This window comes from Bacteroides sp. BFG-606, from assembly GCF_024788145.1.
Taxonomy (GTDB): domain Bacteria; phylum Bacteroidota; class Bacteroidia; order Bacteroidales; family Bacteroidaceae; genus Bacteroides; species Bacteroides vicugnae.
On sequence record NZ_JANUIL010000001.1, the window covers coordinates 6,148,924 to 6,168,776 of the forward strand.

General features: G+C 48.1%; 24 protein-coding genes and 1 pseudogene. 13 read left to right on the forward strand and 12 right to left on the reverse strand.

Features of this window, described 5'->3' with window-relative positions; all coding sequences use genetic code 11:
- Window positions 1–263: 263 nt before the first annotated feature.
- A complete protein-coding gene (locus NXV01_RS23705; protein WP_259023314.1) occupies window positions 264–386 on the reverse strand; it encodes a hypothetical protein in 123 nt (40 codons plus the stop codon).
- Window positions 387–541: 155 nt separating this feature from the next.
- Here NXV01_RS23705 and NXV01_RS23710 point away from each other — a divergent pair, with 155 nt between their 5' ends.
- Entirely contained in the window at window positions 542–1,477 is a 936-nt protein-coding gene (locus tag NXV01_RS23710; RefSeq protein ID WP_259023315.1) for an IS1595 family transposase, read from the forward strand.
- A gap of 776 nt (window positions 1,478–2,253) precedes the next feature.
- Here the strand turns inward: NXV01_RS23710 and NXV01_RS23715 are convergent.
- On the reverse strand, window positions 2,254–2,382 hold the full coding sequence (locus NXV01_RS23715; RefSeq protein WP_004301204.1) for a hypothetical protein: 129 nt from the start codon (window positions 2,380–2,382) through the stop codon (window positions 2,254–2,256).
- A 71-nt stretch (window positions 2,383–2,453) separates the two neighbouring features.
- On the opposite strand from NXV01_RS23715, the gene NXV01_RS23720 reads away from it, so the two are divergent.
- The 4 genes and pseudogenes from NXV01_RS23720 (at window position 2,454) to NXV01_RS23735 (ending at window position 3,554) form a co-directional block, all read left to right on the forward strand.
- Complete coding sequence (locus NXV01_RS23720; RefSeq protein WP_004301205.1) at window positions 2,454–2,747, forward strand: hypothetical protein; 294 nt, start codon at window positions 2,454–2,456, stop codon at window positions 2,745–2,747.
- An 18-nt stretch (window positions 2,748–2,765) separates the two neighbouring features.
- The gene (locus tag NXV01_RS23725) at window positions 2,766–2,942 is read left to right on the forward strand and encodes a hypothetical protein (RefSeq protein ID WP_055218953.1); all 177 of its coding nucleotides are present in this window, start codon (window positions 2,766–2,768) and stop codon (window positions 2,940–2,942) included.
- Window positions 2,943–2,953: 11 nt separating this feature from the next.
- Window positions 2,954–3,280, forward strand: a pseudogene (locus NXV01_RS23730) (molybdenum ABC transporter ATP-binding protein).
- Window positions 3,281–3,296: 16 nt separating this feature from the next.
- Complete coding sequence (locus NXV01_RS23735) at window positions 3,297–3,554, forward strand: hypothetical protein (protein ID WP_004301208.1); 258 nt, start codon at window positions 3,297–3,299, stop codon at window positions 3,552–3,554.
- Window positions 3,555–3,615: 61 nt separating this feature from the next.
- On the opposite strand, the gene NXV01_RS23740 is transcribed toward NXV01_RS23735, so the two are convergent.
- Window positions 3,616–3,930: a hypothetical protein gene (locus tag NXV01_RS23740; RefSeq protein WP_004301209.1), complete on the reverse strand. Its 315-nt coding sequence runs from the start codon at window positions 3,928–3,930 to the stop codon at window positions 3,616–3,618.
- Window positions 3,931–4,234: 304 nt separating this feature from the next.
- Between NXV01_RS23740 and NXV01_RS23745 the strand changes: the two genes are divergently transcribed.
- Window positions 4,235–4,615, forward strand: a complete 381-nt coding sequence (locus NXV01_RS23745) for a single-stranded DNA-binding protein (protein ID WP_004301211.1) — start codon at window positions 4,235–4,237, stop codon at window positions 4,613–4,615.
- A gap of 87 nt (window positions 4,616–4,702) precedes the next feature.
- Here NXV01_RS23745 and NXV01_RS23750 read toward each other — a convergent pair whose 3' ends face one another.
- Window positions 4,703–4,996: an HU family DNA-binding protein gene (locus tag NXV01_RS23750; RefSeq protein WP_256596129.1), complete on the reverse strand. Its 294-nt coding sequence runs from the start codon at window positions 4,994–4,996 to the stop codon at window positions 4,703–4,705.
- A gap of 263 nt (window positions 4,997–5,259) precedes the next feature.
- The gene (locus NXV01_RS23755; RefSeq protein ID WP_004301218.1) at window positions 5,260–5,871 is read right to left on the reverse strand and encodes a recombinase family protein; all 612 of its coding nucleotides are present in this window, start codon (window positions 5,869–5,871) and stop codon (window positions 5,260–5,262) included.
- Between the two features lie 238 nt (window positions 5,872–6,109).
- On the opposite strand from NXV01_RS23755, the gene NXV01_RS23760 reads away from it, so the two are divergent.
- From NXV01_RS23760 to NXV01_RS23790, 7 genes are all read left to right on the forward strand, one after another.
- Window positions 6,110–7,159: a hypothetical protein gene (locus NXV01_RS23760; RefSeq protein WP_004301222.1), complete on the forward strand. Its 1,050-nt coding sequence runs from the start codon at window positions 6,110–6,112 to the stop codon at window positions 7,157–7,159.
- 27 nt (window positions 7,160–7,186) lie between these two features.
- The gene (locus tag NXV01_RS23765; protein ID WP_005680025.1) at window positions 7,187–7,633 is read left to right on the forward strand and encodes a hypothetical protein; all 447 of its coding nucleotides are present in this window, start codon (window positions 7,187–7,189) and stop codon (window positions 7,631–7,633) included.
- Window positions 7,630–8,031: a hypothetical protein gene (locus tag NXV01_RS23770; RefSeq protein ID WP_004301227.1), complete on the forward strand. Its 402-nt coding sequence runs from the start codon at window positions 7,630–7,632 to the stop codon at window positions 8,029–8,031. Before NXV01_RS23765 ends, NXV01_RS23770 begins: the two co-directional genes overlap by 4 nt.
- The gene (locus NXV01_RS23775) at window positions 8,022–8,612 is read left to right on the forward strand and encodes a hypothetical protein (protein WP_004301229.1); all 591 of its coding nucleotides are present in this window, start codon (window positions 8,022–8,024) and stop codon (window positions 8,610–8,612) included. The genes NXV01_RS23770 and NXV01_RS23775 overlap by 10 nt, the downstream gene beginning before the upstream one ends.
- Complete coding sequence (locus NXV01_RS23780) at window positions 8,602–9,447, forward strand: hypothetical protein (protein WP_004320581.1); 846 nt, start codon at window positions 8,602–8,604, stop codon at window positions 9,445–9,447. The genes NXV01_RS23775 and NXV01_RS23780 overlap by 11 nt, the downstream gene beginning before the upstream one ends.
- Window positions 9,448–9,664: 217 nt before the next feature.
- Entirely contained in the window at window positions 9,665–11,122 is a 1,458-nt protein-coding gene (gene mobV, locus NXV01_RS23785; RefSeq protein ID WP_259023316.1) for a MobV family relaxase, read from the forward strand.
- A gap of 54 nt (window positions 11,123–11,176) precedes the next feature.
- Entirely contained in the window at window positions 11,177–12,577 is a 1,401-nt protein-coding gene (locus NXV01_RS23790; RefSeq protein ID WP_259023317.1) for an OmpA family protein, read from the forward strand.
- A gap of 100 nt (window positions 12,578–12,677) precedes the next feature.
- Here NXV01_RS23790 and NXV01_RS23795 read toward each other — a convergent pair whose 3' ends face one another.
- From NXV01_RS23795 to NXV01_RS23825, 7 genes are read right to left on the reverse strand one after another with little or no spacing between them, the layout of a single operon-like run.
- A complete protein-coding gene (locus NXV01_RS23795) occupies window positions 12,678–13,274 on the reverse strand; it encodes a DUF2284 domain-containing protein (RefSeq protein ID WP_259023319.1) in 597 nt (198 codons plus the stop codon).
- Complete coding sequence (locus NXV01_RS23800) at window positions 13,271–14,029, reverse strand: ABC transporter ATP-binding protein (protein ID WP_004320578.1); 759 nt, start codon at window positions 14,027–14,029, stop codon at window positions 13,271–13,273. Before NXV01_RS23800 ends, NXV01_RS23795 begins: the two co-directional genes overlap by 4 nt.
- Window positions 14,026–15,006 (reverse strand): iron ABC transporter permease, encoded by a 981-nt coding sequence (locus tag NXV01_RS23805; RefSeq protein ID WP_004320577.1) that lies wholly within the window; start codon window positions 15,004–15,006, stop codon window positions 14,026–14,028. The genes NXV01_RS23800 and NXV01_RS23805 overlap by 4 nt, the downstream gene beginning before the upstream one ends.
- The gene (locus tag NXV01_RS23810) at window positions 15,007–16,146 is read right to left on the reverse strand and encodes an ABC transporter substrate-binding protein (RefSeq protein WP_004320576.1); all 1,140 of its coding nucleotides are present in this window, start codon (window positions 16,144–16,146) and stop codon (window positions 15,007–15,009) included.
- Window positions 16,147–16,150: 4 nt separating this feature from the next.
- Window positions 16,151–18,229, reverse strand: coding sequence for a TonB-dependent receptor (locus NXV01_RS23815; RefSeq protein WP_004320575.1), 2,079 nt, complete (start codon window positions 18,227–18,229; stop codon window positions 16,151–16,153).
- Window positions 18,226–18,726 carry a transposase gene (locus NXV01_RS23820; RefSeq protein ID WP_004320573.1) on the reverse strand — a complete coding sequence of 167 codons (501 nt, stop codon included), beginning with the start codon at window positions 18,724–18,726 and terminating at the stop codon, window positions 18,226–18,228. Before NXV01_RS23820 ends, NXV01_RS23815 begins: the two co-directional genes overlap by 4 nt.
- Window positions 18,723–19,802, reverse strand: a complete 1,080-nt coding sequence (locus NXV01_RS23825) for a glutaminyl-peptide cyclotransferase (protein ID WP_004320571.1) — start codon at window positions 19,800–19,802, stop codon at window positions 18,723–18,725. Before NXV01_RS23825 ends, NXV01_RS23820 begins: the two co-directional genes overlap by 4 nt.
- Window positions 19,803–19,853: the final 51 nt, after the last annotated feature.

Genomic DNA, 19,853 nt, shown 5'->3' on the forward strand with positions numbered 1-19,853 from the left:
TTTCTCAACTATATACTTTATTGTACCAATGATTGTGTATAATGACTGGTTGGACTTTAATGGAAGATGTGTCAAAAGTAACTAAATTCCCCTCCTTCAGGAAGGAGGGGTGGCTGAAAGCCGGGGTGGTAGGTGTTTTTCACAGTTGAATATCAACAGCTTATGTATTCACCTACCACCTCCCCCTACGGATACTCCTCCTTCCCGAAGGAGGAGAGTTTAGTTACTTTTGACTTTTGACACACTTACTTGTTAAATCCACATCAGTCGTTTTCTGAATCATTTTCTTCTTTTGCAACTTCTATCGTTATATTCAACAACTCTTCTAATGTCTCTTTCAAAGTATCACCCAGCGATTCTTCAAGTGTCTGGCTTAAAGTTTTCATAAGTTATTTGCTTTTTAATTGATATAATATGTATCAATTCGCCTGTTCATGGGCTTTCACAAATTATTTTTCATTTTTTCTTAAGATTTTTCCTCAAAACTGAAATTTCCAGCCCATTGCGTGTACAATTTCTCTATTAATCAATAATTGTACACATGAAACCATTCCACTCACTACTTCAAATGATAGATACTCTGCATACCGAAGAGGATTGTAGAGAGTATCTTGAAGATATACGGTGGCATGGTGAGCCTGTTTGTCCGCATTGCGGCTCTATATCTAAGTACCACTATAAACTAACTCAAAAAGGAGAGTTCAAAGGTTTATACAAGTGTAAAGATTGTCGGGAACGGTTTACGGTTCGGATTGGTACAATGTTTGAAGATTCTAATCTTCCGTTAAAGAAGTGGTTCTATGCTATCTTTCTGTTCCTTTCGCACAAGAAAGGCATTAGTAGCTGCCAATTGGCACGTGATATTCATGTTACCCAAAAGACAGCATGGTTTATGCTGCACCGCATCCGTCATAACATAAAGGATGATGATGCAACTTTTGATGATATGACTCAAATGGACGAAACCTATATGGGTGGTAAAAGTAGAAGTCATGGTAACGGAACACAAGGTCGTAGCCTCAAGGAAAAAACACCTATATTCGGCATGGTTTCAGACGGTCTTGTTTATGCACAAGTAGTGCCTAATGTTCAGAAAACAACTTTATACCCGATTATAAAGGAACGTGTGCGTAAAGGTTCTACAATCATTACAGATGAACTAAATGTATATAACGCATTAGGTAAAGATTACGAGCATAAGACTATTCCACACAAGCAACATATTTACGCTTTGAACGGATTTCATACAAACTCAATAGAAGGATTTTGGAGTCATATTAAGCGTGGTATCAAAGGGATATATCACCTTGCGAGCAAGAAACATCTTTCTAAGTATTGCAAGGAGTTTGTATTCCGATACAATACACGTAAACAAACAGATGGCAAGCGTTTCAATGATTTCTTGCAAAGTTTCACGGAACGGTTGTACTATGGCGAATTGTTAATGAAACCTGAATGGGTATGGGAATCAAATTAAGAAACAATTATATAAGCAGTCTGTGATTTGTCTAAAGCATATTTGTCTGTTTACACCTTTTTTGTTTACTTTGTACACTAACTAAAAAAAGGAGGTATAAGAACAGATATTATTTCTAAATAGACATATTGCATAACTTGCAGACAATTATTTGACTTGGTAAAATCTGGTAAATTTAGTTATATCTCAAAATTTCACATCTTAATATCTTATAAATTAACAATTTATATTGTGATGTGTTTTTATCAAGGAACAAATTAGGAACAGAAACACGAATTATCATATTTTCTTGTTTTTTTATTTGCACTACCTTTCTTTCTCTTCACTTGTTCGTACTTTGAGTATTTTTCCAAGTCATTTCACACGATTTTCATCCTCTCGCCAAGAGTGATTGTTGCAGTCATCTATGGATGAATAACCACAGCCAAAAGAAAAAAGGACAAATCTCTGTTTCTTTCAAGGAACATTGTTTTTTGCAAAGGTAACCATTTCCCTCAAAACACCTATACAGGCAGTCCAATATATCTGCCTATATTTAGTTTACTTTAGTTTAGCATATATATAAGCTAATAGACTAAACTAAACCTTTACCGAAGTTCTCCCCCTTACTTTTATATTCACAGTCAAAAGAGAAGATAATCGCACCGATATTTTCTTTTTTCGCTGCATCCCAATTTTACGGAAGTTCCTTTTATCGTAACTTCTGCCATAGGCATTTTATCCTCGCATCCCAACTTTCGGTCTGCCTGATGAGAATTGTGTCGCAAAGGTACTTGTCATGTCTTTCTTGTATTCAAGGTCACAGCCTGACGGTTCCCGACAAAATCTCCACGCTCCGCTTTGCAGAGGTCGTATTTGGTCGTGAAACCCTGCATAAAGAGCCATAACACCTTTTGAGGCGACATAATTTTCAATCAAGCCCGAAAGTAGCTGAAATGCTAAAAGAGGGAAAATAAAAAACTTAAAACTTAGGATTATGGCAAACTATGCAACAAACATTTTCTACGCAAGGACGGAAAACAAAGCAGACCTCGACAAGATAGAGGCATTCTTGGATGACACTTTTGACGGCTTTGTCAATAGACACAGCGATAGCGTGGATGCGGAGTTTACCTCTCGTTGGGTTTATCCGGAAGAAGAAATCGACAGGCTGATAGCTTCGTTGGAAGCCAAAGACAAAACTTATATCAAAATTCTGTCCTACGAATTTGCAGACGAATACGTGAGCTTCAGAATCTTCTCACAGGGTAAATGGGATATCAAGTTGTAACCCTAAAATGACAAGACTATGTACGAATACGAAAAAGATAGCGAAATTATAGGTGCGCACTGCACCCTGCTTACCCCCTATAAAGGCTACTCCGAGGGAACAGTTGTCGGCGACTTCGGCAATAAAATAGTGATACGTCTTAGCAGTGGCAAAGAGGTGGTCGAGTACCGTGATGAAGTGATTATTTACGATTAAATCCAAGAGCGATGCAACAGGTAGCAATGAAATTCGTCCAATGGGACGTACCCGAATTAGAAAAGCTGAAAGGCTGCAGGGTTTACCAGTTACGGGAATAACTTGATAACGGAGACAAGTTGAGCCGTGAAGACAAGAACTGGATTACCCGAAACGTGAAAGAGTGCATCCATTTCAAAAGAGGTATCGCATTGATGGGCTACTTCTTTGATTTCTCCGATGTTCTCAAACGATATTTCGTGAAACAGCACGGACATATCACCGAGTATTGCGCCATTGACAAGACTGCGTTGCGCTCTGTCTTGTATGGTCGAATAGAAGACGTAGTAGAAGTATAATTAAAATCAAAGAAACATGAAAGCAACGATTGAGCATAGCTTTTGTCCTTATTGTGACGAGGTAACAGAACTCTACTTCCGTATCATCAACACGATTCTTTTCTCAACCGATGAAACGGAACTGCGTACCGGCATGGAACGCCTACAAGAAAAAACACGTCTTGATGATTATTTCGTCTTCGGCTATGGCAAGCATCACCTATGGGTCTGCCAAAGACGTCCCAGTAATCAAAAAAAGATTTTCGAGCATCGGGTAATCATGGCAGAATTTTGATGATACAGGCAGGAACGGGATAATCTTCCATTCCTGCCACGCCGCATTCCCTTTTTTACATCTATCTCTCTCTTTTGGCTGCGCCATATCCTTTTGTAAAAACCAGCCATTCGTGAAAAGCTGCCGTCCGCTTTTCCGAAAAGCAGGGTTCTTTCCTTTTTCCCTTTTGTCCCCTATTCTTTCTGCCGGACGGGAACATGGCAGCACCCCGATACCCCGTTCCGCCTTTTGTCGCCACTTCGTTGATATTCCCTTCTGCGGTATCGCCACCTGTTGTCAGTTCAGTGTTCTGTTTGTAGCCACCTCTATTCAGTCCGACCGAATTACACGAAAATCCCTGCCGATTCTGCGGACTTACAGCCGAAACGCGCACCATTGTGCCGGTGGACGGATTGCTCTTTCACTTCCCCTGCAACTACGGCTTTCCGCTCATTTTCAGAATAGTTTTCCGCCGAAGTCATCATCATTTTCCGATGCAAAGATAGTATGCAGACGGGAACGACTTTGGAAGTCTTGACCAATGGCACAGCCGTACAATCTTCCTTTATCGAGCCTTCTGGTTTTGCCTACGGACAAAAATAAAGAGTATTGATGCGTCCGGCCTTGGTGCATTCCCTTAACTGCACCTACTTTTTGAGGCAGCGTAAAATTGATTTAATAACTTCTAAAAACAATTCATTATGAAAAAGATTGAAAACAATTTCGTAGTAACCGGTTTCGTAGGAAAGGATGCAGAAATCCGTCAGTTCACCAACGCAAGTGTAGCACGTTTCCCTCTGGCAGTAAGCCGACTGGAGAATAATGGCGAGGAATCCAAACGCGTTTCCGCCTTTATGAATTTTGAGGCGTGGCGTAAAAACGAGAACACCGGGTCGTTCGACCAACTGACCAAGGGTACGATGCTGACCGTCGAGGGGTATTTCAAGCCCGAAGAATGGAGCGACCAAAGCGGTGTGAAACACAACCGTATCGTGATAGTCGCCGTCAAGTTCTATCCGCCCGTCGAGAAGGAGGAGACTCCTGAAAAGCCGGCCAAACCAGCGAAAAAAGGCAAGAAATAATCCTTGCCTTATCACGACAAAAGCGGCCTTTGGGTCGCTTTTGTTTTACTCATTACGGTGTTGTTGCACCATCTGTACTTTTATACTCTACTTGTTCTCTTTTACCGCATTCAGAAATGCTTTGGCAGGTTTGAATGCAGGGATGTTGTGAGCGGGAATTTTAATTGTCGTATTCTTCGAAATGTTCCGGGCCGTCTTTTCAGCTCTCCGTTTTATAACAAAGCTGCCGAAGCCGCGCAAGAACACCTCGTTTCCCGCAACCATCGACTCTTTTACATTTTCCATGAATGATTCCACCACAGTCATCACAACCGTTTTCTCTATTCCGCTCTGCCGTGAGATCTGAGCGACAATTTCCGCTTTTGTCATATTGTTCTTGATTTTAATGAATACGGTGCAAAATTAACAAATATCCGCCTGTTATAACAATCCAAACTTATTTGTCATCCCGAAAACTGCTTTTACTGAATCCGCCGAAGACGCCCCTCAAGAGCCTGCCCACTACCAAAAATACCAACAATAAAATTATAATATCTCCCATAGGTCTTATTTTTTATAGTTATATCCAACTTAAAGATACGAAAAAATAATGAATTACGCAAGTAATCTACTGATTTTCAATATCCATATTTGATTTATAAGTTCTATTTCCGGATGCCCGGCACGCGTCCCGGTGTTCGGTTAAGCTGAACCTTGTATTTATTGAGAATGCTGTACACGGTGCTTTTACTCCGGACACCGCTCTCTTTCCAAATATCACGGATTGAATACCCATTGTTATACATATCCACGATTTTTTTGTCCCGTTCAGTTTTACTCATACTTTTTTTGGTAATCGGAATACTGATACTCTGCTGCAGGCGTATAATCTTATCTGACGACTTCCGCAAAACAGCCACTTCCTCCGGTAATGCCCCGAACATGGCCAATACTTCCGCCGGTGTCGTGTCCGGAAACAATTTGTTGTCGGTGTCAATTTTATCGTGAATGGAGATAATACGCACGACCTTGATGCGGCATAGCTCGATCAATGCCGATAGTTCCCGTAAACCACGCACGGCATTGCTGAATTTTGACACCACCAATTCGTCGCCTCTTTCAAGATTCGACATCAGTTGTTTCCATCTCGGTCTGAGCGTCTCGTGTCCGACCGATTCTTCAACCACTTGTACACACCCGTACTGGCGCATCCATTCCTTATCCGCATCAAACGCATCGTAGGAATTCGCCTCGAATATATAACCGACTTTTGCCATATCAATATACAATATTCATGATAACAAGTGCAAATATACAAGTTTTATTCGAGTATCTGAATCATACTATATTAAAAAACGAAAATCGTACATTTTTCATGTTTTTATCTTCACTTGTTTTCATTGGTAATCATACTATTAAGTACGATATTAAAAAATGCGCAAAATACGGTTTTTCGGATGCGAAGTATCAAAAATAATATATAGTTTTGCACTAAATAGTACGAAATAATATAGTATGAAAACATCAAAATCGAACTTAAAACAGCCGATAATCTTTGCCAAAATAATTGCCGTTTCGATTGCCGTATTCCTATGCGCGTCATGCGACAACGGCAATGGCAAACGATTGGCGAAAGCCAAGAATGACCCTGCCGGAACATACAGGGAATACCTGTCTGACATACGCAGGCAGAAAAGACTCTCCATTAAAGAATTGACCGGACACCTCAAGCAATGGCAAACATTGAGGGATTCCGTATTCCTGTATCTCGAATGTGATACGCTTGGCCGGCTTCATTCCACTGTAAGAGAAGAGTGTGAACAGATACATGATTCCATCCGCATGGAATTTTCACGGATGGTGCTGTCTCAAACACGCACTTATAAGGATATACTGTGGGTAAAAGAACAAATCTCGCCGCATCTTGAAGACAAAGAGTTGCATCGTGTGGCTGAAACAATCCGGCCGTTCTTTGCCTCATTGGATAACCAGCCCGTCAGTCAGAGAAACCGACAACATATTCTTGCCACTTATCGAGCTACCCTTGCTGAAACGATTGATTACGGTATTCATTGTATGGCAGACCTGACGACCTTTATCGAAAAGGAGGATGCTGTGTACCGGGCATTCCTTTCACGTCTGCCTGATTTCGACGGCGAGAATCTTTCCGACATCACGCATGACACGGAACGATGCTGCGCACAGGTATTTCTTGCCGCCGAACGGAACGACATCACCTATCGCAATGCCATGATTTATTTGGCCATGCGCACCAACCGCAGGCTGATTCAGAATGTCCGAACCTGTATCGACGACATCTGCAATCAAAAAGTCAAGACACCGGCACAGGCACAAGCCTACATCTGGATGCTTCTCCAGCCTTATTCGTCGTTGGACGGTTTCTGCTTGGCGTTGCTTTCAGCCGAAGAAAGAGAGCAACTCGATATGCTTGCCTCGCAGACACCCGACGCTTTCAGAGAGTTGGGCAGGATGCTGCACCCAGGAGACAACCGCTTGGACGAGCTGCCCGGAATGCTGATGGAAGCATTCATACACACGCTGTAAAATATGACAACAGAAAAATATATGAATATGTTACGACATTTTTATAATGACTTCATGGCATTCGTCCCCCTGCAACTTCCGCAGTTGCTCGATGTGACGACGATGGAAGAACCGCAGTTCTACGGCGACTATGTGCTGCTTACGTTTCCGTTGCGCACCCCTTACGAACTGGACGAAGTAATGGATATGTTCGAGGACGACATGGAGTTGATCACGCTTTACCACCATATCCCGATGCGGACGGAAAAATTCGGTCATAGCACTTGTGCATACTCGAATCCCGCTTTCGGACAGATGTTCAAGATGAACGCCAAGACTGATACGGAGGGTAATGTAAACAGCATCCTTGTTACCATCTATGATTCTTTGGAGCAGATGTACGGGGACCTATGCCTCGATTTGGAACTTCACTCCAAAAGCGGGTTCCTGAAATACAAGAAAGACAAGTCCGACGTGCTGATGAATTTCATATGAGAGAAAGTTTATACCGACAGATGGTCTATTGCATCAACACCTACCGGACGTGGATAGAGGTTGCCGATGACAATCTCTACAAGGAGCATATCATCTCAAGAACCGACCGCACCGATTACCTCGTTTCCCGTACATTGGTGCTGCGTGCCTTCAAGACGAACGGCATACACGCCGAGGGTACGACATGGACTATTCCCGAACACGAACTGGACAAGGCTTTGGCCATCTACCGAAAGCAAGACAGTACATTCAAGCAGCGCATCAAGAAAGCGGCCATGTACTTTTCGCCCAAGGATGCCGAAACCCTTATCCGACTGGCGACATACGGTATTGTCCAGTTGGAACTCATTGTGCGCCCCACTCCCATACCCGAAAAGCCCTATTACTTATGTTACTGAATATCCTGCTACTCATTTTCTGCGCGATACCTTTCGGGGTATCAATGTCATTGTACAAGAACAACAAGCGGTTCATGACACCCTTTTACATGGCTATGGCACGAAGCGGCAACGCCCGTAAACTGTATGTGCAAGTATGGCTGATATGCCTGCTTCTTTTCCATTATGTATATGCCTGTGGACATATGGGTGAGTTTGGAATCCTACTCTCTACCGGTGTCTGTGCCGCAATGTTCTCGTTCCGATGGACGGACAACTGGTTACGCAGGTTGCTTGACCGCCCCGGTGCATTTGTCACACTCGCATCGGTCGCACTGGTCATCGGCTTTGTGCCGCATCTGTACACCTTGGCGATAACCATTACCTATCTTCTTCTGGCAGCCCTGTTCTATCCCTCCGTTCGGGTCATGTCCGAATGCAAGGACACGGGGACACTTTCCGGATGGGCAAAGCATCCCGGAATGCTGTCAGAATCCTATCACGACAATCATCACGCAAATCTGCCGCATGAAGCGGACAGCGGCAACACTGACATATCCGCACAATATGAATCATTAAAACCGAATGAAAATGAAAAATAACCAAAAGATACCTGTTTCCATATTGGCAGACAGGGAGGTATTCGAATATCTCAAGGAGAAAGGGGATGAACGCAAGACACGCACCGAAGCGTACTGTGACCTGTTGGACAAATCACTGGCAGGTTTCGTTTCTCCGTTTTTAAGAAAGAAGGACTACGTGCTGCAACCCAACCAGTGCTACCTGACCGTTTCCGACCTCGCATCGGAGTGGCATTGGCACAGGGCTACCGTCCGTTCTTTTTTGAGTGCAATGGAGGCATTCGGCTTGCTGACCCGCATCCAGCTTCCCAAAAGCGTGGTCATTACCATGACCGTACAATCCGGTCAGGCAGCACAGCCCCGCGATGCACAGGAGCAGCCGGACTTTGCCGGACAGCTCCGTGAGGTATTGTCCGATTGGGTAATCGGCAAAACGACCGCTGCCGAAACTGGCGTAATGTGTGGACAACTCGTAAGTCTGGCAAAGGCTGAAATTGCCGACCGTGACGCCGGACACTGTTCGGACACCCATTCCATCACGACCTCCGCACATTCCGGCACTTTGGTCACGGAACATCGTGAAACAGCCCTGTGCTGCATCGCCCACGCCGCCCTGCAAAAAATCCTGCACAAGTCGAGATTCGATGACAGTTCGCCGCTTGTGGATTTCTTCCGGCTTGACCTCGGCGAAGAATGGGCAGCTTTCATCGAGTCCGCCAAAGACCTCGCCGGGCTGATTCTCGACACCGAGGCATCAGTGACGGACTTCGACATGGACGAAGACCAAGAACGCCTCAAATCGCTTCGCAAACCTTTTTTATCGCTTCTGGCGAAAGCACAGGCGATGGTGGATTGAACCGGGAGTCGAAAACAGATTGTATAACGCGAACAATCCGCCTCCATCCCTTAACGGTCATCCTGCCGGTTATAGGAGGCACACGGGCTTGCCCGTCTGCCACGAAACAAAGGGAAGGGGGAGCCTAATACCCCGATAGGTCTCCGACCGTCGGTAGGCTGTCCGGGCAAGCAGCAAGCTGGGACAGGACGGATTGTCCAAACAACACGAAAAGAGTATGGCAGATCAAAAACAGGTACTTGATGTGAAGGTGTCGAAAGGCATCACCACAGCCCAAAGTAACGAACACTTGCGTGATCGCAGTGAAAGGGCGGAAAAGTACGCTATGAATAAGGGGAATTACGACCCCACACGCAAACACCTGAACTTCGAGATTGCACCCGGAGGCAAGGTACGTCCCATCGACACGAGCCGCAACATTCCCGAACGGATGGCGGACATATTGGAGAGGCGTGGAATCAAAGACCCCAACGAAGGACTGGCAGAACCGAAGTACCGCACGGTGGTGAACTTCATTTTCGGCGGTTCCCGTAAGCGGATGCACGAACTCGCATTCGGCACGCAGAAAGTGGATTTCGAGAAAGATGCGGACAATATCCATATCAAAAGAGAAAGCGATATTGAACGCTGGGCGAAAGACGTCTATTCATTCGTGAGTGGCAAATATGGCGAGCAGAACATCGCCGCATTCATCGTACACCTTGACGAATTGAACCCTCATGTGCATTGTACTTTGTTGCCAATCAAAGACGGCCGCTTTGCGTACAAGGAAATATTCGCCGGTAAGGACAAGTTTGAATACAGCGCAAGGATGAAACAGCTTCATACCGACTTTTTCACCGAAGTCAATACAAGGTGGGGAATGTCGAGAGGAACAAGCATATCCGAAACAGGCGCACGGCACAGGACTACCGAAGAATACCGCCGTATGCTATCGGAAGAATGTACGACCATCGAGGAAAATATCAGCCGTCATCAAAAAGTTCTGGCTGACCTCCAATCGGACATCCGTCTGGCAGAGCGCAGGGTCAAGGGGCTTACGACAATGGTCGATAACCTTGAGAAGTCGAAAGCCGAAAAAGAGGCCCTGCTATCGGCAGCCGAACAGGATTTGAAAGCGAACAAGGGTGATGCTGAACAATTAGCCGCACAAGTTAAAAGTCTGGAAAAAGAACTGGCCGGAATCAACAGGCAACTGGCAGATAAGCAGGAGAAGTTACAGACGGCTGACCGGCAGCTTGCCGAGCTGAAAGAGAACATGGATGCCATTGAGGAACGTACCGGGGAACTCAAGGAGGAAGCCTACAAATACTCCCATGATATACATTCCAAAGTGGACACGTTGCTCAAGGATGTCCTGCTGGAAAATGTGGTCGGCGAGTATAGGAACGTATCGGCACAGATGGACGTGGCGGAACGGCAACTGTTCGACGGCTCGCTCGTCCAGTCCATAGCGGAACAAGGTACAGACGTGATGCACTGCGCGACGATGCTGTTTCTCGGTATGGTCGATGATGCCACCACTTTTGCCGAAACTCGTGGCGGCGGAGGTGGCGGCAGCGACCTGAAATGGGGGCGCGATGAGGACGAGGACAACCGTGCATGGGCACTCCGCAGCATGAGGATGGCGAGCCGCATGATGCGCCCGGCCATTGGCAAGAAACCCAAACGGTAAGTGGCGTACGCCTTATTACAAATCAAAAAGTATAACGAATAATATCATTGGAATATGACGAAACAAATCTTTTTTATATTGGCCGTGCTTTGCACGTTGCAGGCGCAGGCAAGTATACAACCCGTACAGGTGGATACTGTACAACATACACCGTACTATAATGTCTCGGAGGAACTGCAACCGATACAGCCCGTCTATCTTGACGGAGTGGTACTTCCGGCATCCCGGACTGGCAACTGGTTTGTCAGCATTGCCGGGGGTACGTCCGCCTTTCTCGGCACACCTCTCGGCTGCGAAGACCTCTTCGGACGCTTGAAACCCTCGTACAGTTTCGCAGTCGGAAAATGGTTCACTCCGTCCGTCGGTGCACGTATCAATTACAGCGGTGTGCAGTTCAAAGATGGAACATTGTCCAATCAGGAATACCACCATATCCATGCGGATCTGCTGTGGAATGTCCTTGGCCGCAGATATGCCCGGCAAGAACAGGTACGCTGGAATCTTGCTCCCTTTGCCGGTGTCGGCCTGTTGCACAATGCTTCTAACGGGAATAATCCCTTTGCTGTTTCGTATGGCGTACAGGGAGAATATCGGATTTCCAAACGAGTAAGTGCCATGTTGGAACTCTCCGGCACGACCACCTTTCAGGACTTCGATGGTTACGGACGCCCGAACCGCCTCGGCGACCACATGGTATCGCTGACCGCCGGTTTCACGTTTCATCTCGGAAAGGTCGGTTGGAAACGCGCGGTTGATGCAACACCTTACATTCGTCAGAATGAGTGGCTCGTGGATTATGCCAATGTCTTGTCCGGAGAAAACAAGCGTTATAAAGACTGGTACGACCGCAACCGACGGACGCTCGCAGAATTGTTGAAAATTCTGGAAATAGAAGGCTTGCTTGACAAGTACGGTCATCTGGTTAATGACGATGAGACCGACCGCCGTCAAGGTTATCCCAGAAATAATTACAGCGGATTGAACTCACTTCGGGCAAGATTGAAAAACCGGCATTGGGATGGAATCTCGCCACTTGATTCTGCAAGTATTATATATGGCAACAACGGAGATGATTCCGAACAACCGGGCATAATCGTTTCTGAAAAGACGGAACTCATACAAGCCGGAAATTGCATCGGGTCGCCTGTCTATTTCTTTTTTAACCTCAATACGGCGCACCTGACGGATGCTTCCCAAATGCTTAACCTTGATGAACTGGCTCGCGTGGCCAAGAAATACGGATTATCCGTGAAAGTGACCGGCGCGGCCGACAGTTCGACTGGAACTCCCGTGCTTAATGGTTCATTAAGCACATTGAGAGCGGATCATATCGTTGCAGAATTAGAAAAGCGTGGCATACCGATCGAACGCATCGTCAAGGTAAGCAGGGGCGGCATAGCTGACCATGTGCCGGTCGAAGCCAACAGGCATACGAAAGTGGAGTTATTCTTTTAGTTTTTACATTAACTTTCATCAAGTCCCTCAATCTATAATCCGGATTGTAGGGACTTTTTTGTGAATGGCTATCATAACGTTATCAATGAGAGTAATAAGATTATAGGTTTCCTGAATCCGGATTACGCTTCGTATGACTGATAATATTTTCTGTCGAGTTATGAAATAATCCGCTTACGAGCACAAGATATTCTGGTAAAATATCATTCTTTCCCCAAAGCAGCTCTATCCCGAAAAGTTCCGAGAGTGTTCGTGTCATATCGAACCCGAATGCTTCAAGCGAGGGACGTACTTTGTCCGGATGCAGGCAAGGACGGTTGCATTTGCGGGCGCATTCGGAATCGGGACAGTATAGGCATTTTCCTACATAGGCGAATGCCCGACCTCCGTATCTGTGCTCCATTTCCAGCAATTCCCTTTCTATCCTGAGCCGTTCCGGTTTAATCAATTCCTGCGTTCTGTCTATCGGAATATTTTTCTCGACCGGAATTATTTTCGTGGCCATCAGGTGGGCATATTCATATTGGCGCAGAAATTCTCCGGTATCGAAATCGAACGGCGGGCATCCCCAACTATTACCGTAGTTGGGGCATTGTTTGCAAAATTCGACAAAACGTTTTTCGTCCCGGAAGCGTGAAATATATTCGTCCACGCTGATATTTGCTGTGAAATTCTCTATGATATATTCCTTAGTCATTGTCCCACTTTTATGAATCCTGTCGTGGCATCGAACGTCACACAATTATTTCGGAACAGCCGCTCGATGCAGCCGCTCCGGCGCATCTCTTCGGTCGGCATATACGACAACTGGGGTGGGTCGATAAGGGCTATCGCATCGGCAAGCGAGAGGGCGATATCCAGCTCGTGCGTGGAAAAAAGGATGCACTTGTTTTCTTCATGCGCCAGCCGTGCCAGCAGTGTACACAATTCGTAGCGGTTGGGCATATCGAGAAACGAGGTGGGTTCGTCGAGCAGGATAATCGGCGTATCCTGCGCCAACGCCCGTGCGATCATGATGCGCTGGCACTCGCCGTCCGACATCTTGTCCATCGTGCGCTCCGCATAAGCCTCCATGCCCACCGAGGCGAGCGACCGCATGACGATCTCCTTGTCGACCTCCTGCATCTTTCCAATCCAGTTGGTATAGGGTGCGCGGCCGATAGCCACGACATCCTTGCATTTGAGATTGGCGATGCGTGTGCGCTCGGTCGTGACGAATGCCAGCGTTCTGGCCATTTCTGCTGCTCGCATATCGGCGGCGTTATGCCCGTCGAGCAGGATTCGGCCGGTATAACGGCGGTTCAGTCCGGCGATGGCTCGAAGCAGTGTCGATTTGCCCGTGCCGTTGCGCCCGATAAGGGCAGTCAGCCTGCCCTTTTCTATGGTGGTTTCCACCTCGCAGAGCAAGGTGCGCTCGCCGTAGCCTATGGAAAAATCGTGTAACTTTATCATGCGGTGACGGATTTATTGCGCAAGACCACCCACACCACGATGGGGATTCCCAGCAATGCGGTGATGGCGTTGATCGGCAGGGTGAACATTTTAGAAACGAGGTCGCAAAGAAGCAGCACCGCCGCACCCGAAAGAACGGTTCCCGGTACGAGTACCCGATGGTCGCTGTTGCGGAACAGCATTCTCGTGACGTGGGGCATGGCCAGTCCGATGAAGCCTATCGGACCGCAAAAGGCGGTCACCGTACCAGCAAGCAGCGTCGTGGAGAGGAACAGCAGCCCGCGCGAGCGTCGGATGTTCAGCCCCATCGTCACGGCATACTCCTCGCCGAACAGCAGTAAGTTGAGCGGCTTGATCGTCACCACCGCCAACAACAGTCCGGCGATAATCGACGGGACGAGTACCGCAAGCTGGTCGAAGGTCACGTCGCCGAGCGACCCCATCGTCCAAATGACAAAGGCTTTCAGGGATTCTTCCTTGCTGAGATATTGCAATATCTGTACAATCGCGCCGACTCCCGACGAGAACATCATGCCGAGAATCAGAATCACCATGATGTCCTTGATGCGGTGGCCGACGGCGGCGATGACGACCAGCACGAGCGCCGCTCCGAGCCAAGCCGCCCCGGCAATGCCTATCGACGAACCGAAGCCTGCAAGCACGACGAGTGCCACGCCGAGGCTCGCGCCCGAACTGATGCCGAGCACGTAGGGGCCGGCAAGAGGATTGCGGAAGAGGGTTTGCATCTGAAGACCGCTGACCGACAGAGCTGCTCCGGCCAGCAACGCGACCACCGCCTTAATCAGTCGGATATTCAGTATAATTTTCGCCGTCGCCCGCGGGCAGTCGCCGCCCGTCAAAGCCGCCCATACATCGCCGAGCGGTACGGCGACTGCCCCCACCGCCAAATCCAGCAGAAACAGGAAAAGGGTGAGGGCGGCCAGCATGGCAAACAATATGGCGGAACGGGAGCGCATCTATTTCAGTTGCTTGTAATAGACGAAATCTTCCTCGACCAGTTCGGGGTGGAATATCTTCACGAGGTCTCGCAGCACGAGGTCGGGATTTACGACCGCCGACTCATAGTAGTCGTTGCCGCCAGCAGCATTGGTGCGGGCGTTGTTGTTATAGACCTGTCCACCACGGAAACAGCGGGTGTCGATGAACTTCGGGCATGCGGCTTTCAGTTCATCAAGCGTGTTCGCCATCCCCACATGCAGCCACATATCGGCTTGCGAGGCCAGCAGATACGCCTCTTCGAGGTCGATGGGCGCGGAAGCGTTTCCTGTGTTCTTCTTGTAGATGTAATCGCCTCCGGCATCTTTGATTAACCGGGCGACATAGCTTTCGGTCGAGGGCATGAACCAGCTGTCGCCGTAAGGCGTGTTGAGCATGACTGACGGAGCGTCGAGGATATTGTCCGCTACTTTCTTTTTCAGGACATTGTATCTGACGGGGATTTCCGCGAATACTTTTTCGCCCTCCGCCCGTTTTCCGATAACCTCCGAAAGTGCCACCAGCCATTCGGCTTTGCCCAGCGGAGACTCTTCGAGGTAATCGCCGACATACATGAACGGGATATCCAACTCTTTGAGCTTACCCTCCATCGAGCTTGCCCCGTTCACGCCGTAAAGCAACACGAGGTCGGGGTCAAGCGAGAGCAGCAGTTCGTAATTGATGTTCCCTTCGTAGCCCACATCTCCAACGCTGTCCCGCCGTGCCTGAATGTCGGGATTGGAGATGTAGTCGATGCCTGACACGCCGACTACGCGTCCCGTTTCGCCGATTGCGTCGAGCATGGCGATATGGGTCGAGGACATGCAGACGATGCGCTCGGCATCCCCCTTGAGCATCTGACCGGTGAAATCCGCCGGAACCTCTTCGTCATCACGGGCAATGAACAGGTTCGTAGTGATGCTGTCGGCGCCCTGCCAAGGGTTCGTGACGGTAACCAATACGCTCTTTTTGCCGTCTGCACCTTTTATGTCAAACCCCGAAGCGTATTCAGGTGTATAGACCGTTCGGTTGAAATCGGCGAGTTTTGAACTTTTATTGTGGCAGCCTGTGAATGCCAATACAAGTAGCAACAGCAGGCTTAAATTCTTTAATGCTTTCATATCGTTACATATTTGTATTTTCGGACTTTTTCTTGTTTTTCCCGAACTTCGGGGTAATGCCGATGAAGAACTCGAAGTTGATGCCGGGCATGGGGCGCGAGAGTACCGAAAGGTAGTCCTCGTTGAAGAGGTTGTTGACGGCGAATTTTAACTGGATGTCCACCGGTTTGAAAAACAGGTTTTTCTCCAACGAGACATTGCTCATGAAATATTCGGGCAGGTGTCCTGTCAGCGTATAGTCGTTGCTCGACATGGTGTAACGTTCCGAGTAGAACGCCCATTTGTAAAGGAACGCCCAAGTCCGCCACGACAACCGTCCGGTCAGCGATGCGGAGTGCTTCGGCACGTAGGGTAACTGCTTGCCCACTGACTGGTCAGCAGGCGACATCTTCTCACCTTCATTGATGGAGGGTGTCCACGAATAGGACCCGTTCAAGTCGATGAGCCAATCTTTCGCCGGCTGCACGGCGAAGTTCGCTTTGACCTCGACGCCGTAGGCGTGGACCTTCTTTACGTTGCGGGGCGAGAAGAAGCCCTTGGTGGTGGGCAGCCAGATAATCCAGTCGTCGATGTAGGAGTCGAACCAGTTCGCACCGCCGCTCAACTTGTAAATGCCTTTCTTGCCGACATCGAAACTCACCCCGGCATCATAACTGAAACCTTGTTCGTTTTTCAGGTTGGGATTACCTCCCGGCAAAAAGTATAGGTCGTTCAGAGTTGGGAAACGGTAGTTACGCGATATGGATGCTTTCAGCATCACATTTCCTTTCGGGGAAATGATACCGTCAATGAAGAAAGCCGGAATGAGTGGAATCCAATCGGAACCATACATCTCTTCCCGCAGTACCACCGACATACCCAAGCGGTCTATCGGCTGCCACTTGGCGGATACGGAGCCGGAGAGTTCCACGCGCCCCTTGTCATAGCCCACGATGGCCTTGCCACCGTCCTGCAAGATGATGTTCTTGTCCTCGCTCCGTACCAAATGCTGGTGTGCCGATACATTGGCGGTGAAAAACCATTTTTTATCCAAAGAATACTCTCCCTCCGCCTGACCGTAAAACGTGTTTACCTTGCTGCGGGAGCGGGTCATCGACGCCCAGTTGTCAGGTGCGACCTCACGCTTGTAGTCGTAGGCCATCCATGTGTGTATGTAACCGCCTTTCACGCCGAGTTTCCAGTTGCTTTTCATGTGATCCCAGGACAAGACGCTGCGGAACGTCTGTTCTCGCTGGCGGTTCTCGAAGTCGGTTGCATCTCCATAGTCGGTCGTCAACATCGGAAGTTCCCGGTTGGAGTTGATATACCAGGCGTTCAGCCCGAAACGGTCGCCTTTCCCGGTATTGTAATACACTTCCTGAAGCAAATGCAGGTCCTTGAACGCCCCGGAGCGGTTGCGCTCTTTCGGGTGATACTGTCCGACGATGTTCTTATCCTCGTCGTAGATGTTTATCTTTTTGTCGTGGTTGGTGTACTTGTAATCGTTAGGCGAGGAAGAATAGACCGCACGGGTGGAGACGTGCCACCGCTCACTTCCGTAGGTGAAGCGGGCGAACTCATCGAAGGTCTTGAACGAGCCGATGCCCTGCACGTACTGGGCGTTGAACCCTTCAGCGACTTCAGGAGCCGTGCCGAGTTTGACCAGACCGCCCAGTCCACCGCCCGTTTCGTTCACCGATGAAGTACCGTGCAGCAGCGATGCCTGGTCGATGAAGTAGGACGGAATGGTGGAGAAGTCGGTCATGCCGAGCATGGGGTTGTTGATGCGCATCCCGTTCCACGTCACCTGCGTATGGCTGGGCGACGTGCCTCGGAAGGCGACGGTCGAGAGCGTGGCGCGGCCGTAGCTCTTGACAAACACGGACGAGTTGAACGTCAGGATGTCCGCCATCGAGAGGGCGATATTTTCTTTCAGTGCGAGTGAATCGAACTTCGTCTTCTGCACGCCGATTTCCTTCATCGGCCGTTTGCCCCATACGGTCACCTCGTCTATCTGGTGAATACGCCGGGTGATTCCCTGCGCAGACAGCACGGATGGACAGACAACCAATATTGAGAAAAGTAAATATTTTGTATATGTCATTTCCTTTTGTTTTTAATATGGTTATTTACCGCAGCATATGCAGAGAATGATGCCCGCATAAAATCTTGATAGGCATTGAATCCGTTTTCTTCAAGCAGTTGGTCGTATTCGTCCTCGAATGAAAGTTCCTGATGAACCGTCTCTTGTTTCTCAATGTGGTGTTTTACCCGATTCAGATCATTGAATGACACGCTAAACGAATCAAATCCGGCTGCCCATCCTGAAAAATCCGCATATTCCGGATATTTTCGATAGACAACGCCTGTAGAACTTTTTACTTTATTGATAATCTTTGCGAAGTCCGTGGGAGATGGTATCTCTACAAGTATATGAACATGATTGAGAAAAGCATTGCAGGCATAGACATGACAGCCTTTCCTTGTGAAAATTTGTACCATCTGATCGAGAATCATTCCTTTGGTTGTCATTGGAATCGTCATCTCCTGTCTTTTCGTGATGAAAATAATATGGTATATATGCCGCAATTTATTCTTCATTTCCAACAAAATGCACCGGGGATAATCCCGACATAAAATTCATCTATCAATTTCCCTTCGGGCGAGTAGCGGTATATCATGCCCTGCTGCTGGTAATCGATGGCATCGGCGATGTACACTTCTCCGTTGGCGGGGTTTACCGTCAGTCCGTAATAAATCGTGCCGCTGTATTCGAGGAACGGACGTACCGGCACATGGCTGGCTGTCACGTCCATGCTCCAAATGGCCTTGTTGATCCAGTAGAGTTTGTCCCTGTCGCCATTGAGCTGCACCTCCGAGGGCCAGTCGCCCAACTTGAACTTGAACTGCTTCTCCACGGTGAAGGTCTCGGCATCGATGCGGTAGAGCGACGGGGCTTCGTAACCGTAGGGGCTGCCCTCATAACCGCCGTCGGTCACCGTCCACATTTTGTTGTACTTGTCCATGACCAGCGATGTCGGTTGTATGCCGACCTTCAGTTCATCGACTACTTGATCGGTTTCGGTGTCGATTTTGATGATGCGGTTCTGGTAACTCCAGCAGTTGCAATAGACGTATTTGCCGTACTGCACCATTTGCTCCGTCGAGCCGCTTTCCATCGTCATGTCCGGCACTTGAATATAGCCGGTAATTTCGTATTTCTTCGGGTTGATGATGAAGATGCGGTTGTCCCACAATTGGGTGACGTATGCTTTTTCGTCGCTTAGGAAATGAATGTAGCGCGGTGAGGTCAGGTTCTCGATGCGTCCTACCTCCTTGAAGGTGTTCAGGTCGATGGCGAAAATCACGTGGGAGTTGTTCACCACGACCCAGCCCTTGTTGTCGTAGATGGTCATCGACTGTGCCACGTCGCCGAGTTTCATGCCGTTGGCACGGAAGAAGATTTCGTTCTGCACCTGTTTGGTTGCCGGGTCGTAATAGGACAAGGTAGCATTGCCGTACTGGAAGTTGCCCTCGTTGGTGATGAACAGTCCGGCTCCCGTGGCGTTGAAATCTTCCACGGCATCGCCGTAGTCCCACTTCATGCAGGATGTCAAGGATAGTGTCACTCCGACAACTACGCTCCATAGCAGATATTTCAATTGGTGATAGGTCATACCGTTATTTTTATAGTTAATCCCCGGCAGCTTACCTTACGGTAAGCATAC